Source organism: Actinoplanes sp. NPDC049265 (genome assembly GCF_043197135.1).
Taxonomy (GTDB): domain Bacteria; phylum Actinomycetota; class Actinomycetes; order Mycobacteriales; family Micromonosporaceae; genus Actinoplanes.
Genome location: NZ_JBICSP010000002.1, coordinates 596,096 through 610,939, shown reverse-complemented (window position 1 = coordinate 610,939; position 14,844 = coordinate 596,096). Strand labels below are relative to the sequence as shown.

9 protein-coding genes are annotated in these 14,844 nt (G+C 71.5%); 7 read left to right on the top strand and 2 right to left on the bottom strand.

Going from position 1 to position 14,844, the window contains the following annotated elements:
* Nucleotides 1–218: 218 nt before the first annotated feature.
* From ACGFIO_RS08450 to ACGFIO_RS08440, 3 genes are all read left to right on the top strand, one after another.
* The gene (locus tag ACGFIO_RS08450) at nt 219–773 is read left to right on the top strand and encodes a hypothetical protein (RefSeq protein WP_392823769.1); all 555 of its coding nucleotides are present in this window, start codon (nt 219–221) and stop codon (nt 771–773) included.
* Between the two features lie 139 nt (nt 774–912).
* A complete protein-coding gene (locus ACGFIO_RS08445) occupies nt 913–1,428 on the top strand; it encodes an SUKH-4 family immunity protein (protein WP_392823766.1) in 516 nt (171 codons plus the stop codon).
* A complete protein-coding gene (locus tag ACGFIO_RS08440) occupies nt 1,425–4,397 on the top strand; it encodes a hypothetical protein (RefSeq protein ID WP_392823764.1) in 2,973 nt (990 codons plus the stop codon). The genes ACGFIO_RS08445 and ACGFIO_RS08440 overlap by 4 nt, the downstream gene beginning before the upstream one ends.
* A gap of 78 nt (nt 4,398–4,475) precedes the next feature.
* On the opposite strand, the gene ACGFIO_RS08435 is transcribed toward ACGFIO_RS08440, so the two are convergent.
* The gene (locus ACGFIO_RS08435; RefSeq protein ID WP_392823761.1) at nt 4,476–5,651 is read right to left on the bottom strand and encodes a hypothetical protein; all 1,176 of its coding nucleotides are present in this window, start codon (nt 5,649–5,651) and stop codon (nt 4,476–4,478) included.
* Between the two features lie 94 nt (nt 5,652–5,745).
* Between ACGFIO_RS08435 and ACGFIO_RS08430 the strand changes: the two genes are divergently transcribed.
* Nucleotides 5,746–8,490, top strand: a complete 2,745-nt coding sequence (locus ACGFIO_RS08430; RefSeq protein ID WP_392823759.1) for an NACHT domain-containing protein — start codon at nt 5,746–5,748, stop codon at nt 8,488–8,490.
* Here ACGFIO_RS08430 and ACGFIO_RS08425 read toward each other — a convergent pair.
* The gene (locus tag ACGFIO_RS08425) at nt 8,480–9,580 is read right to left on the bottom strand and encodes a hypothetical protein (protein ID WP_392823756.1); all 1,101 of its coding nucleotides are present in this window, start codon (nt 9,578–9,580) and stop codon (nt 8,480–8,482) included. The genes ACGFIO_RS08430 and ACGFIO_RS08425 overlap by 11 nt on opposite strands.
* A gap of 57 nt (nt 9,581–9,637) precedes the next feature.
* Here ACGFIO_RS08425 and ACGFIO_RS08420 point away from each other — a divergent pair, with 57 nt between their 5' ends.
* The 3 genes from ACGFIO_RS08420 (at nt 9,638) to ACGFIO_RS08410 (ending at nt 14,786) form a co-directional block, all read left to right on the top strand.
* On the top strand, nt 9,638–10,399 hold the full coding sequence (locus tag ACGFIO_RS08420; RefSeq protein ID WP_392823753.1) for a dihydrodipicolinate synthase family protein: 762 nt from the start codon (nt 9,638–9,640) through the stop codon (nt 10,397–10,399).
* Between the two features lie 66 nt (nt 10,400–10,465).
* On the top strand, nt 10,466–12,151 hold the full coding sequence (locus ACGFIO_RS08415; protein ID WP_392823751.1) for an alpha/beta fold hydrolase: 1,686 nt from the start codon (nt 10,466–10,468) through the stop codon (nt 12,149–12,151).
* A 526-nt stretch (nt 12,152–12,677) separates the two neighbouring features.
* Nucleotides 12,678–14,786, top strand: a complete 2,109-nt coding sequence (locus ACGFIO_RS08410; RefSeq protein ID WP_392823749.1) for a tetratricopeptide repeat protein — start codon at nt 12,678–12,680, stop codon at nt 14,784–14,786.
* Nucleotides 14,787–14,844 lie beyond the last annotated feature (58 nt).

Sequence of the window (14,844 nt, the reverse complement as noted above, 5' to 3'; positions counted from 1 at the left end):
GTCGAGGCGTCCCGCGTGAACCGGACAACCGCAGCTCACGAGCTTCGCGGCGTCCCGGGCGTCCCAGGTCGGGCCGACTTCGTTGCCCAGCATCGCCGGGCGCGGCGAAGCTCGATGTGGTCAGCCGGCATCGCCGACCACCCCACGACCTTTCCGTGCCGAGCCACCCCCCTGGCCCGGCGATCAAGCATGCCCCGAACCCGACCGGGAGGCCCCCTGTGTACTGGCCGCTGCTCCGCCCCCTGGCCATCGGCGTTCCCGCCCTGCTCGCCTACCTGTGGTTCCTCAGCCGCGTCGCGCACGGCGGCAAGGGCTGGCCACGGCGCCGGTCGGCGGCGAGGACCAGCCGCCGCTGGTTCGCCGGAATGTGTGTCGTCGCCGTCGCCGTCGCGGTGGCCGTTCTGGCCGCGACCGCGATCCCCGCCCTGCTGGGCGACCGGAACCCGCCCCAGGCCGAGTCGACAGTCGCCGTCGGCGCCACCCGCGCCGTCGGCGGAATCATTCTCGGCGACGGCGAATACTCCAACCTCGGCGACTACGACAACGTCTGCCTGGTCATCATGTTCGAGGACCAGCTCATACCGTACTCATCGAACATGGCGCTGGACTGCCACCGGTCCACGGGTGCGTACCGGTTTCCCACCCTGCGGATCCGGGCCCTGCGCAACGGATGCGGCGAGTACTGGACCCGAGTCTCGGCCTACCGCGACCACCGGCTGGTCCACAACGAGAACTCCGCCCGGCGCGCCTGGTGTCCTCAGGACCGCCCGTGAGCTCGGTCGTGTCCCGGCGGCCCGACGAGGCCGACGCTGCGATCAAGTCAGAGCGACATCGGTCAATGCCCGCAAAGAAAGAGATCAATTCGACATTGGACTATAGCCTGTGAACAGTCGCGGCGAAGGGAAAGCTCCGATGGGCCAATACGCCGACATCATCAACGCCTGGAAAGGTCGGCTGGAACCCGTTCCGCCCGGCAACATCTCCGGCGAAGCCCCGCCCGCCGCGTGGCAGCTGCTGACCACGGCCGGTCTGCCCACGGCGGAGGCGTACGCACTCGACTTCGTCCGTGACCAGCGCATGGCGAAACCGTTCGACCACCTCGGCCGCGGCTATCTGTTCGTCGCGGAAGATCTCAGCGGTTTTCGGTACGGGCTGAGCCTCGCCGACGGCCACATCGACAGGATCTTTCACGGCTATCCCGAGCCGCCCAATTTCGTCAATTCCACCCTGTCGCACTTCTTGATCCTTCTCGGTGAATGCAGCCTCGACCTCTGGCCCTACCTGAGCGTCTGGCGGCCTGCCACCGATCAACACGCCGCACTGGAGCGATTCGAGGAGCTCGTGCGGAGGCGGGACCCAGCCGCTCTCGCCCCGGACGCCTACTGGCGGTTCGTGATCGCCAATTTCCGGCAGCAGGTGGAGCCATGAGGCCGGCCACCCGGGCGGCCGCACGGCCGCGCGACACACCGATCGCGCATCGGGTCGCCGCCGCCCTGGCCACGCTGCTGACGCTGCTCCTCGTCGCGCCGCCGGCGCCGGCGCTCGCCGACGGGCCGGGCTTCCATCCGACCAGACCGGGCGACTCCCGGTGGATCCTCATGATCCCCAACCTGATCTATCGAACGTGGCACTCCACGGGCAAGGACGACAGCACGTACGGCTACCCGGACGACATCCTCTACGGGCGCAACGTCTCCACGGCTTTCGTCCCCGCCGTCTGGGAGGGGAAAACGCTGTGCATCACGGTCGCCAGCATCAACAAGGGCGAGGCCAAGGAGGTCCGCGATCGGCAGAACCGGCTGCTGTTCGAGAAGAACACCAACACCGCCGTGATCCAGTTGCTGCTCTTCGACCCGGCGGTGGGACCGGGGAAGAATCCGTTCCAACTCGTCGGCTGGAATCTCCAGCCTCTGACCTACACCGATCCGTCGACCAAGGCGCAGGTGCCCGTCGACTGGAGCGTGAGGCCAACTGCGGCGACACGGGCGGCAGCGGCGAGCCTCACCTGGAATGTGGTGAAGGATTCCCTGGACAACCCCGGGGCGGAGGCGACGATCCGCGCCAAGCAACGCGACGGTCTGCTCCATGGCGAGTCCCTGGCCGCTTATGTCGCTGAACACATCAGAGCTCTCGCCGCGTTGCACGGTCAGCAGTTCCCAGTCCCGAAGGGGCCGCCGGGCTCACCGCCGGGCGTGCGTGAGATGGCCACGAAGGTGTCCACCGAACGGTTTCCGTGCCCCAACTGCCGCCCGCAGCTGGCGAACCGGGTGATGTTTCCCGCTGCGACCGCGGTCGCCTACGCGTTCGAAGAATCCGAGCGGGATCTGGAAGGAAAACTGTCGGAGCAGGCGCGGGAGTTTCGTAAGACCAAGGTGATCCCCGACGACCGCGTCGAACTGACGGGTGTGCGCCCGCTCGAGCGGCCTGGCCGCCCACCGGCTCCCAGCAGCGCCGTCGCCAGGCAGGCGTTGCCCGCGCGGCTGGCCGGCGCCGCCACCGCGCTCGAACCCGCGCCCGCCCCGGGCGCGACCGCCGTGCCGACGCCGGGCGGAATCGACTTCTCCACCCTCGAGCTGCGCTACCTGGCCGACCCGGGCCCGCGGAAGGACCAGGGCGTCCGTTACGCGTTCAGCGCCGCGTCGGCCCCGGCGGATCGCAACGTCGATGCCGGTCCCGCCGCCGCCGTTCAGGCTTCGGACTCGTTCTTCGTCTGGTTGCAGCTGTCGCCGGACAAGTTCTGGGTGAACCTCAACCCCGAGGAACCCGACCGCATCGTCGACCCGCAGCTCGGCACCACCGACGCCGGCCGGATCCTGCTCCAGGCCGACCTGCGGATGAAGAAGACGGTCGCCAATCTGATCCATCCCGACAGTGCCCTCGGCCAGAAGTTCTGGGCCACGCTCTCCGGCGGATCCGAGCGGACGTCGTGTCTCTCCTTCCGGCAGTGGATCTCTCCGGCTCCGGCGACCGTGCGGGAGGACGGCGACGGCCTCTACATCGTCGATGCGCCGCTGACTGTCCAGCTGGAGTCGGAGTTCCTGAAGTCGGCTCAGTCGGGCGGGTGCCCGCCGGCCGACCAGACCAGGCAGGAGGCGGCCTACCGCTCGCTCATCCTGCCCAAGATCCGGAGTGCCGTGAACACCGCGCCCGAATACGCGGAGCTGCGGCGGGTCTACCTGAGCCGGGTCGCTGCCGAGTGGTACCGCAACCGCAGCGCACGACAGGCGACCTCGTTCGGGGACATGATCGACCGCGGCGACGTCTCGGCCTGGCCGGCTCGCCGGCCCTGGTCGCCGCGCACGGTGTTCGACCAGTACGTGAAGTCGTACACCAAAGGCGAGTTCCACGTGACTCATAAGCACCGCGACGGCGACTACCTCATCACCGACACCTATCTCTACGGCGGCGTCGACTTCAGCGCCGTAACCTTCACCGAGCTCGACGCGACCGCCTTCCAGGGTCGTGCGCGTGATCTGGGCACCGTGGTGCAGACCGCGATGACCCGCCCGGCCGCCGATCACCAGAACAAGATCTGGCTCGGTGCCGTCACGTCCGCCGCGAAGCCGCCGGGCCGCACGACCGAGCCGTCCGGGTCCTCGATCTGGACGGGCCGGCGGTGGCCGGCCGCCGGCATTCTCCTGATCGCCGGGGCCCTTGTGCTGCTCGTCCTGTTTCGGCGCCGCCTCTTTCCGCGGGCCACCGGCGAGCATGTGATCATCATCAACCAGCCTGCGGTCGAGCGAGGCGTCCGGACCGTCATCTCGGTGCCCGGCCACCCGAGGCTGACCGTGAACATCCCGCCCGGCGCCCGCGACGGAAGCCTGCTTCGGCTGCCGGGCAAGGCCGGCCCGGGCGACCGCGACGACCTGTTCGTGCGAGTACGAGTGGCGAGCCGGCGCCGGTGGGGGTCGCCCAGGTTCGCGATCGGCGGCCTGGCGGCGCTCATGCTGGTGTCGGGCGCAGCCATCGTGATGGCCACGACCGGCGACGACAGCGTGCCGCCGGCGCCCGTGGCGGTCATGCGAATCCCGGAACCGGTCGTCCTCCGCTCACCGGGGACCCAGCCCCACACCGTTTCCAGCGAGTACGCGCCGCCGAAGCCGACACCGACCGAAGCGCCGGAGCCGGAGCCGGAGCCACGGCGGACCGGTTTCACCGCCGGCACCTGTCTGGCCGGCAAGAAACCAAAGGGCTCGCTGGCCACGCTGAACGAGAAGCTGACCCCGGTGTCGTGCGGTTCCCGAGCCGCCGCCTTCAAGGTGATCAAGACGTTCCTGGGCACGTCCGACCTGGACCGGTGCAACGCGGTCCGAAGGACCCAGTACGCCTATTTCGAGCGGCTGACCATCAACGGCGCACCGGTCAACGAGTTCGTCTACTGCATGATCGGCGTCTGAGGCGTGTTTCATGACCCGGCCCGGCCGTCGGGCGCGCTCTGGGCCACGCCGCGGCCCTGGTCGGGTCCCGAACACGCCTCAGTCGCCGAACGCCACCTCGGAGTCGAGCAGGGCGGTCCAGCGGGGTCGCCACGGCTCGGCCCGGCCGGCCATCTCCTCGGCCAGTTCGTCGCGGCCCGGCCCGGAGATGCCGTTGTCCAGCCACCAGTCCGGCCACGAGTCGTAACGCCGGTCGATGGCCGCGCCGGTCGCCGTCGTCTCGACGCGCAGGAACAGCCAGGCGCCGGCGCGCGGGTCGGCCTCGTCGGCGCGTACCGCGTGGACCAGATCGACCGCCGAGCTGAAGACGGTGAGGGAGTCCTCGTCCTCGCCTACCCGGGGCGGGAACTCACCGTCCTCTTCGGACGCACCCGAGGCGCTGGCCCAGAAGAGCAGCGAGCACCGGCCGTCGCCCTGGGGCGCGCGGCCGCGTACCCATCGCACCAGATCGTCCATCGCCGGCGTGGGTGGCGGCAGCGGCCGGTCCAGCTCGGTCGCCCGCTGCATCGCGTCCCAGACCAGGCGCCGGTGCTCGCGGTCGGAGAGCCTGCGCACCCGCCGCCGCGGCGGCCGCTGCCCGGCGAGGATCACCGGCAGGGTGCCACCCGGGCTGATCCCACCGGCGGCGGCCACCGCCAGTCCGGCTTCGATCAGACGGCCGCCGGGGTACGCGCGGAGCACGCTCTCGTCCACCGACTGCCGCTCGGCCGCGTCCAGCAGCGCCTCGCCCGCCGCCCGGATCCGGGCCTCGTCGGCGTCGTCGGCGGGCTCCAGATCGGCCCACTGGACGACGAAGTCGTAGAGCTCGCCGGCCGCCGCCGCGTGATCGAGGACCGGGCCGGCGGTCTGCGCCAGGCCGTCCGCCTCGTCGTAGGGCGCGCACCCCCACGCCGTGCCGTCGTGCCAGTGGACGTAGCCGAGCTGGTCCTCACTCGCCTGCTGTTCGAGCTCGTCCCAGGGCAGCCACTCCGGCGCCCCGGCGAGCACGTCGACCGGTGGATCGGCGTCGACGGTGGCGCTGTACTCGTGGTCGTACCCGTAGAGGACAGCCCGCCCACCGTCGATCAGCACGAGGTGGGCCCAGTTTCCGCCGTGGTCGTCGTGGTGCGCGCCGCGCTCACCCACGGTCCACACGTCGTCGAAGCCGACCGCGCTGAGCGCCGTTGCCAATGCCGCCCACCGCCGCCACAGAACCGCCGGTAAAGGTATCTCCACCGGCCTACTGTGCCAGACCGGGAAGGGCGGCCGACAAGCGTCGCGGTGGTAGCGTGCTGGCCCCGGCACGCTACGGAGAGCGAGAAAGATCGCCATGGCGACAGGCCTGGAGACGGCCATCGCCCGCACCGCGGGCCAGATCATCCGCCAGCTCGGCGGGCACGTCGGCAAGCAGGCACAACTCCGCAAGGCCAGGGACGCGGCGCGTCCGCTGATGGCCCGCGAGGTGGCCGACTCCCTGCTCGGCGAGCTCGACGCCACCGAGGCCGGTGAGCTCGCCGGCTACCTGGTCGCGCCGGACTTCGAACAGGTGGCCCTGCAGTTCGCGGTGGCCCGGCTGCACCCGCGCGACGGCCAGCGGGACGAGTTGCTGTCCGCCGCCCGCGACCAGATCCGCCAGGGCCTGCGGCTGGCCACGACGCTGCCGGCCGAGAAGCGGTTCGGCGTCACCGACGTGGTGTACGACGCCCTGCTCGCGGCCGAGCACACCCCCGGCAACCCGGCCCAGGCCGCGCGGCTCGGTCACCTGGTCGCGGCGGCCGCCCGCAACGGCGAGCTCCTGAGCCGCCTGACCGATCTGAAGACCGGCCGGGCCGAGGCGCGTCGGCTGCGTACCCAGGTCGCGGCCATACACGCCGAGCTCCGCATGCCGCACACCGGTGTCAGCCGCAGCGTTGGGTGGGACCGGCTCTACGTCGAGTCCCGCCCGTACGACCTGCGCCGCGAGCCGCACCCGGTACGCGAACTGGCCCAGGCCGGCCGCCGCCTGGTCGTCCTGGGCGACCCCGGCGCCGGCAAGTCGACCCTGGCCACGAAGCTGGCCTACGACCTGGCCGCCGATCCGGCCGGCACCGAGGTCCCGTTCCTGGTCGTCCTGCGTCACCTGTCGGCCGCACTCCAGCGGGGCGAACGAACCCTGGCCGAGCATCTGGCGGTGGTGGCCCGCGACCCGTACAACGTCACGATGTCGGCCGAGACCGTCGACTACCTCCTCCTGAACGGCCGCGCCGTGGTCATCCTCGACGGCCTCGACGAGCTCACCGACGTCAGCCTGCGCCGCCGCCTGACCGAGCTGGTCCGCGGCTTCGCGACGCTGTATCCGATGGTCCCGATCGTGGTGACGTCCCGCCGGGTCGGCTACCGCGAGGCGGCCCTGGACGCGGCCCTGTTCCCGGTGTATGACCTCATGCCGTTCGAGAAGGAGCAGGTCGAGGCGTACGCCGGCCACTGGTTCGCCCTGGACGACGGCACCCCGGCGGCCGACCGGCGGCGGCTGGCCGAGTCGTTCCTGCGCGACAGCGAGTCGGTCGAGGACCTGCGCAGCAACCCGCTCCTGCTGGCCCTGCTCTGTGCCATGTACGCGGTCGACCGCTACATCCCACGGCTGCGCGCCCAGATCTACGAACGGTGCGCGCTGATGGTCTTCGAGCGGTGGGACTCGATGCGGGGCATCGGGCGGCGGCTCGAGTTCGAGGGCCGGGTACGCCGGGCGGTCCAGCACCTCGCCTGCCATCAGCTGGTCAACGACGAGCCCGAGCTGCCCCGGCACCGGGTCGTCCGGCTGCTCACCGACCATCTGATGAGCCGCGGTCTCGACGAGGACGACGCCGAGGCCGTGGCGGCCGAGCTGCTGGAATTCTGCGCCGGGCGGGCCTGGGTCCTGACCGAGGTGGGCTCGACCGACCTGGAGCCGGTCTACGGCTTCTCGCATCGCACGTTCCTCGAGTTCTTCGCGGCCGAGCATCTGGTACGCACCCGGCACAGCCCGGAGGCGGTCTGGCACCAGCTCGCCCCGCGTGTCCGCGCCGGCGAGTGGGAGGTGGTCGCCCAGCTGGCGGTGCAGCTGGTCGACCGCAACACGGTCGACGGAGCGGAGGCCGTGGTCCGCACCGCGATGGCCGAGGCGGCCCGGTCCGAGATCAAGGAACGCGCGCATCTGGCCGAGTTCGGGGCCATCGCCCTGCAACATGTCGCGTTGCCGCCGGCCGAGGTCGAACGCATCGTCGCCGAGGCCATGGCCTGCTTCTTCACGGTCCCGGCGGAGGACCGGTTCCGCGCACTGGTCGGCCTGACGACCCTGCGGCGGATGGACGCGCGGGACACCCCGCTGCGGCTGGCGTTGCATCTGAGCCTGGAGAGCAATTTCGTCTTCGTCCGGCGCGCCGTCGGCCGCGAGATCACCCGGCGGATCGCGGCCGGCGACGAGCGGGGACACCTGTTGCTGGAGAGTGTGGCCCGCGGCCCGGTCAGCGCGGACCGGCTCGCCGACCTGACGGACTGGCGCGAGTCGTTGATCGAGCCGGTGGCCGAGGCCCACGGCGCGTGGCGGGAGCGCTGGTTCCGGACCGATCGCGAGAACCTGGCCGGCCGGCCACTGGCCCATCTCTACCAATTCCAGACCGCCTTGAGCAGCTCGTTCACGCCGATGCCGGGCGTGCTGGACGCACCCGGCGACACCGAGCGGCTGGGCGACCACCTGCTCGGCCTGGAACCACCGTGGTTCGACCGCGCGTCGTGGCGGGCCGACCTGGCCGAACTCGACAACGACGCGGTGATCTTCTTCCGGCCGTGGGAGATCGCGGGATTCGACGACGCCGAGGGCCCGTTGCGGTCAGCGATGCTGGTGATCGCGCTGCCCTATCTGGAGCTGGCCCGCGACGCCGACGGTACGTTCGGCTTCCTCGTCGCCAACGAGGTGGCGCGGTCTCTGGTCTGGCCGCCGCCCGATCCGAGGGCGCTGCGGGCGATGTTGCGGGTGGAGGGGGTCACCGATCGGGTGGCCGACTTCCTGATGCGCTGGAGCGCGCGGGAGTTCCGGGTGCTGGGCGCTACTTCCTGATCGACTTGCCGAGGAAGAAGACGCCCGGGTAGCCCGGGGTCTCGAAGCCGGCGCTCGGGTTGGTGCGCAGGGTGGAGCCGGCCAGGGTCAGGGTGCCGGTGCGGTCGTTGCTGACGAAGAAGACGGCGCCGCCGCCCTCGTTCGCGGTGTTGTTCTCGATCAGGGAGCCCGACAGCGTCGCGGTGAAGGAGTTGCCGTCCAGGTAGAGGGCGCCACCGCTGCCGCCGCCGCGGGTGCCGGGCCGCGGCGGGTTGGCGCCCCGGCCGACCGCCTGGTTGTCGCGGAAGACGCTGTTCAGGATCGTCCACGAGACGCCGATGCTGCTCAGGGCGCCCCCGTTCGAGCATCGCCCGCCGGTGAACGTGCTGTTCACGACGTACACCGGGGCGGTCACCGAGAGCACCCGCAGGGCCGCGCCGCCCAGGTCGGGGCCGGTGAGGTCGCAGCGGTTGCCGGTGAAGCGGGAGCCGATCACGCGGAGCCGGCCGCCGCGGACGAACACCGCCCCGCCGCCGTCCGGGGAGCCGGTGCTGTCGCCGTTGGCCAGCACGAGATTCTGCAGGGTGAGCTCGGGCTCGTCCTGGTCCTGGCAGCGCGCGGTGGCCGGCCGCTCGCAGGTGTTCTGGTAGAGGACGCGCCGCTTGCCGCCGCCGCTCAGGGTGACCCGGCCACCGCCGTCGAGGACCACGCGGGCGCGGTCGTTCCGGACGGTGGCCGTACTCGTCATCATGATCGTGACCGGGGTGGCGCCGCAGTCGAAGGCGATCACGCCGCCGGCCGCCACCGCGTCCACGACCGCGTCGGATGTGCAGCTGGCGGCCGTGCCCGATCCGACGACCCGGTCCGGGGTGCTGGTGTCGACCGCCCGCGCCGCCGGCGGGACCGTCGCGTGGCCGTCCGGGTTGCCCGGCTTGGGCAGAGCGCGCGGGGCGGCCCGCTTGACCGGGGCGGACGGCGGCGCCGGCGGCTCGTCGGACGGGACGGCGGGCGCGCTGGAGGCGGCCCGGGGTGGCTCGGTGACCGGGCTCCGGGCCGTACCGCAGGAACTCAGCAGAAGCATGCTCACCAGCGGAAACACGGCTCGTCGCACGAATTGATGGTAGGTGACGGTGGCCGTCGGAGCTGCTCGCGTACGAATATGGGTGTCATGGCTGAACCGATCTGGACCGGGCCCGCGGTGGCCGTCGTGACCCTCTTCGACGAGAAGGGGCGGCTGCTCGCGGCCGAGACCGGTGCGCACGCCGCGCGGCTGGTCGCGGCGGGCATGCGGGCGGTGGTGGTGGCCGGAAGCACCGGCGAGGCGGCGACGCTGACCGACCCGGAGCGGGCCGAGCTGGTCGCCGCGGTCCGCGCGGCCTGCCCCGGGGTGCCGGTCCTGGCCGGCAGCTCCGGCGAGTGGTACGGCATGGCCGTCGAGCGCACCGCGGCCGTGCTCGAGGCCGGCGCCGACGCGGTGCTGGTGGCGCCGCCACGCCTCGGCGGCGACCTCGCCGTCTACTACGACCGGGTGGCCGAGGCGGCGGCCGGCGCGCCTGTGCTGGCCTACCACTACCCCGGCGTGGCCGGTGGCCCGGTGCCGGTGGACGCCCTCGCCGGGCTGCCGGTGCAGGGGATCAAGGACAGTTCGGCCGAGCCGGCCCGGCTGGCCAAGGAGATCGAGCTGGGCGGCAAGGCGGTCTACACCGGCGCGGCGGCCCTGCTCGGGTACGCCGCCTGGCTCGGCGCCACCGGCGCGATCGTGGCCGCCGGCAACCTCGTACCCACCGAATGCCTGGCCGCGTGGGCGGGCGACGCGGGCGCCCAGCGTGAGGTGGCACGGGCCGAGGCCGCCTACAAGGCCCGGCCCGGCGGCCTGAAAGCCGCCCTGGCCGAGGTCCACGGCACCGCGCCGACCCGGCGGCTCGGCTAGCCGGTCGGGTCGCGCCGGTTCCTTGCGGGGCAATGCGATAGGCGTTGTTCGATTAGGATCCGAGCGATGCTGATCCGTACGAAATTCACGGCCGGACTCGCATCGATTCTCGTCGTCGCCGGTGGTGCTGTGCCGGCCAGTGCGAAACCGACCTCCTACGACCGGACGAGCGCGCTCGAGGCGCGCCGGGTCGACCGGGTGCGGGCCCGGCTCGACTGGACACCGTGCTTCGACATCGCCGAGTGCGCCACCGCCACGGTGCCGCTGGACTACGACCAGCCGGACGGCGCCACCACCCAGCTCGCCGTGCTGCGGGTGAAGGCCCGCGACCAGGCCCACAAGATCGGAAGCCTGTTCGTCAACCCGGGCGGCCCCGGCGGCTCGGCCACGTCGATGGCCCTGGCCGCCGGCTCCGCCCTCGACGGCGAGGTACGCGACCGGTTCGATGTCGTCGGCGTCGACCCGCGCGGCATCGCCATGAGCCAGAACGTGCGGTGCTGGAAGTCCACCGCCGAGCAGGAGGCCGCGCTGCGCGGTGCGGAGGTCGCCTTCCCGGTCGGCCCGGCCGAGGAACGCGCGTACCTCGGCGCCGTGGCCCGTCTCGGCCGCGCCTGCTCGACCACCGGCCGCCCGCTGTCCGGTTCGATGTCCACCGCCGAGGTGGCCCGCGACATGGACGTCATCCGCCGCGCGGTCGGCGACCCGGCACTGACCTACCTCGGCTTCAGCTACGGCACCGCGCTGGGCCAGTACTACGCCAACCTGTTCCCCGACCGGACCCGCGCGATAGTCGTCGACGGCGTGATCGACCCCGAGGCCTGGACCGGCGTGCGAACCGGCCGCTACCAGGTCCTGGACGAGCGGATGAACTCGGCCGGTGGCGCCGAGCGGGCCCTCGGCGAGATCCTCCGGCGCTGCGACGCGGCCGGCGAGGACTACTGCGCCTTCGCCGCCGGCGATCCGCGCCGCAACTGGAAGGCGATCACCGACCGGCTGCGCCGGGAGCCGGTGGTGTTCGACGGCCCCGGCGGCCCGGTGACGATCACGTACGCCATGTTCCTGGCCACCGCGGTCGGCATGATGTACGACACCGAGGCCGGCGCCCTGGTCACCGGCTTCGCCGCCGAGGTGCGGGCGCTCCAGCGGGACCCGTCCGACGCCGCCGCCGGCAAGGCGCTGCTGAGCCGGGTGAAGGCGCGGTCCGACGACCCCGCCGACTACGACAACGGCCCTGAGGCCGGCACATCGGTGTTTTGCACCGACGGCATCGTGCCGGCCGACCCGCGGACCTGGGTGGGCGCCGCGGCTCGCGCCGAGCGCCGCAGCCCGAACGCCGGCCGCTACTGGAGCTGGGTGTCCGCACCGTGCGCCCGCGACACGTGGACGGTCCACGACGAGGACTCCTATCTGGGCCCGTTCACCAAGCGGACCAGGGCGCCCCTGTTCTACCTGGGCAGCTTCTGGGACCCGGCCACCAACTACGACGCGTCGGTGTCGGCGTCTCGCCGCCAGCCCGGCGCCCGCCTCCTGTCGGCGAACAACTGGGGCCACACCGGCTATCTGACCTCGCCCTGCACCACCACGACGGTCGACGAGTACCTGCTCCGCGGCACCTTGCCGGCCCGCGGGGCGACGTGCACGGACGCGAAGCAGCCGTTCACCGAGCCTCTGTCCGAGGTCGCGGCCAAGCGTGCGCCCGCTCCGAAACGACTGCCGGTGGCCACCCCCAGGCCGAAGTCGATCCTCGGTTGATCCGCGGGCGGTCCGCTGGTTGGTCTCGTGCCCGGCATGGGACCAACCGGCATTCGACGTCGCGACGTTCGCGCGCGGGTAGTTGACCTACAGTACGGCGGCGGCCCTCCCCGTCAATCGACGAGGAGGGCCGCCCAGGATGGTGCACTCTTAACGGAGCGTCAGGTGGCAGCGGCGCTGTTCACCGTCCGGCGCGCTCCCGGTTGTTGACGTAACTAAAGGTTGCCAACCGCTTGTCTCATGACTACGCTAGTCGTGTGACAAGACATCAAAGGTACGACGTGAGGGATGAGGCATGATGGACGGTCGCCACAGCCAGCTGTGACATGCAGAAAGCGGCGGAGATGCCGGCCAACACCTTCATCGCTCGACGAGCAGCGTTCTTGTACATGTGCCTGCTTTCGTGCTGAGCGAAACTTTCGAAGTTGACCTTAACCTATGCGCTCCGGTTACCGACGGGTTCGCAAAGAGTCAGCTCAATGCGTGTGCGGAGCGTATTCGGTCTTTTGTGGATCAAAGGCCGGACGTGACGAATCCGGCGGCGGTATTGCCTGCGGGGAAGGGTGTCTGCTTAGCCTGGCCTTCTAGGAGTGTTGGGGGGCGGGACGTGCGCGATGCCGAATTGCCTCGCCAGCTTCCCGCTTCACCGAGGATCTTCGTGGGCCGCGCCGGTGAGCTCGCCGACCTCGAGGCCGCCGCTTCGGCGCCCATCGTGGTCCTGACCGGGCCGGGCGGGGTGGGCAAGACCACCTTGGCCCGCCGCTGGGCGCACGCGATCAGCCCGCGTTTCCCGGATGGACAGCTTTACCTGGACCTGCAGGGCTTCAGCCCGGAGACGGCGACCGATCCGGCGGACGCTCTCGGCCATCTTCTGCGCGCCCTCGGCGTTGCGGGCGGACAGTTGCCGGCCGGGGCCGGCGAGCTCAGCGCCCGCTACCGGACGCTGACCACCGGACGGTCCTACCTCGTCGTGCTGGACAACGCGCTGTCGGCCGCCCAGGTCCGGGCCCTGCTACCGGGCGACGGCCCGAGTCTGGTCGTGGTGACCAGCCGGCAGCGTCTCGCCGGCCTGGTCGCTGACGGCGGCGTGACGGTCGAGGTGCGGCCGTGGGAACTGCCCGACGCTGTGACGTTGCTGGAGCGGGTTCTCGGCCCAGATCGGGTACGCCACGAGCGTGCCGACGCCGCGCGCATCGCCCGGCTGTGCGACGGCCTCCCGTTCGCTCTGGCCGTGGTGGCCGCACGGCTCGCGGCCCGTCCGAGAATGCCGCTGGCCCGGATCGCCGCCGCTCTGGCGGAGGAGAAGGGGCGGCTACGCACCCTGCGTACATCGGAAGGGGTCTCGGTCCTGAGCACGCTGGATCTTTCCTATCAGGCACTTCCCACGGAGGCGCGGGCCGTGTTCCGCCGGCTTTCGCTGATCCCCGCCCGTGATTACGGCATCGGCCCGATCGTTGCACTGACCGGTTCGGTGGCCGGGGCGGAGTCCGCCGTGGACCAGTTGATCCAAGCGAACCTGCTGGAGGAGACGGCCGCCGACCGGTATCGCCAGCACGATCTGATCTGGCTCAACGCGCGTCAGAGACTCGACTCGGACGAGCTGCCGGACGAGCGCGATCAGGCCCGGCGGGCCGTGCTCGAGTGGTACCTGGCCGCGGCGGCCGCAGCCGACCACGTGCTGACGCCGTACCGCCGGCGGCCCTTCCCGTACGGATTCGTCACCGAACCGCAGATGGTTCCGTCATTCGCCGGCCGCGACGAAGCGCTGCGCGGGCTGGGCGAGGAGCGCCGCGGTCTGATCGAAGCGGGCACGGCCGCCCTGCAACACGGCTGGAACGAGCTGGCCTGGCACCTCAGCGACGTGTTGTGGCCGTTGATCTTGCTGGAAAAGCTTTATCGCGACCGTGTCGGGATCGAGCAGCGCGGCGCCGCGGCAGCTCGGCGTTGGGGTAACCGGTGGGCTGAGGCAGAGTCCTGCAAGCGCCTGGGCCTGGCGCACACGGAGGCCGGTCGGCCGGGCGAGGCCGAGGCCGAGCTGCGCCGTGCGGTCGAGTGCTATGCGGCGGCCGACGACCGGCTCGGCGTCCTCGACGCGGAGGAGCTGATCGCCTCCGTCTATCGGGACAACGGCCGTGAGCGCGAGGCCATCGCCATGTACGACCAGATCCTCGCGGCCAACCGCACCTCCGGTGATCCGCGCCGGGCCGGCCTCACGCTGATCCGGCTGGGCACCGTGCTGTCCCGCGTCGGCGAGCCCGCACAGGCGGTGGCGCATCTGCTGGAGGCCCGTGAGCTCTTCCGTGAGCTCGGTGCGGTCGACCCCTACAACCGCGAACGGGTCGAGATCGCTCTGGCCGGTGCGTATCTGGCCTTGGGCGAGTTGGATGACGCGATCGCGACGGCCACCGTCGCGGCCGCCGGGATGGACCGCCTGGGCTCGCGATTTGAGCAGGCCCAGGCGGTCGAGATGCTGGCACGCGCGGCGATCATGCGCGGCGATCGGTCCGGTGCTCGCCGGTACCGCGAGTCAGCACTGGTTATCTACGACGATCTGGGCTCCTCGCGGGCCCGGATCCTCCGAGCCGAACTGCCCGATCCAGACCTGATAGGCGGCGATGGCGGCCCGGCGCAGTGATGCCGGTGGGCCGTCGCCGACCAGGATCAGAGTGACTCCGGGGTGATCGGCGATGAGC

Coding starts and splice junctions, on each gene's coding strand:
- ACGFIO_RS08445 (WP_392823766.1), top strand. CDS start 913: ATGGGCCAATACGCCGACATCATCAACGCCTGGAAAGGTCGGCTGGAA.
- ACGFIO_RS08440 (WP_392823764.1), top strand. CDS start 1,425: ATGAGGCCGGCCACCCGGGCGGCCGCACGGCCGCGCGACACACCGATC.
- ACGFIO_RS08430 (WP_392823759.1), top strand. CDS start 5,746: ATGGCGACAGGCCTGGAGACGGCCATCGCCCGCACCGCGGGCCAGATC.
- ACGFIO_RS08420 (WP_392823753.1), top strand. CDS start 9,638: ATGGCTGAACCGATCTGGACCGGGCCCGCGGTGGCCGTCGTGACCCTC.
- ACGFIO_RS08415 (WP_392823751.1), top strand. CDS start 10,466: ATGCTGATCCGTACGAAATTCACGGCCGGACTCGCATCGATTCTCGTC.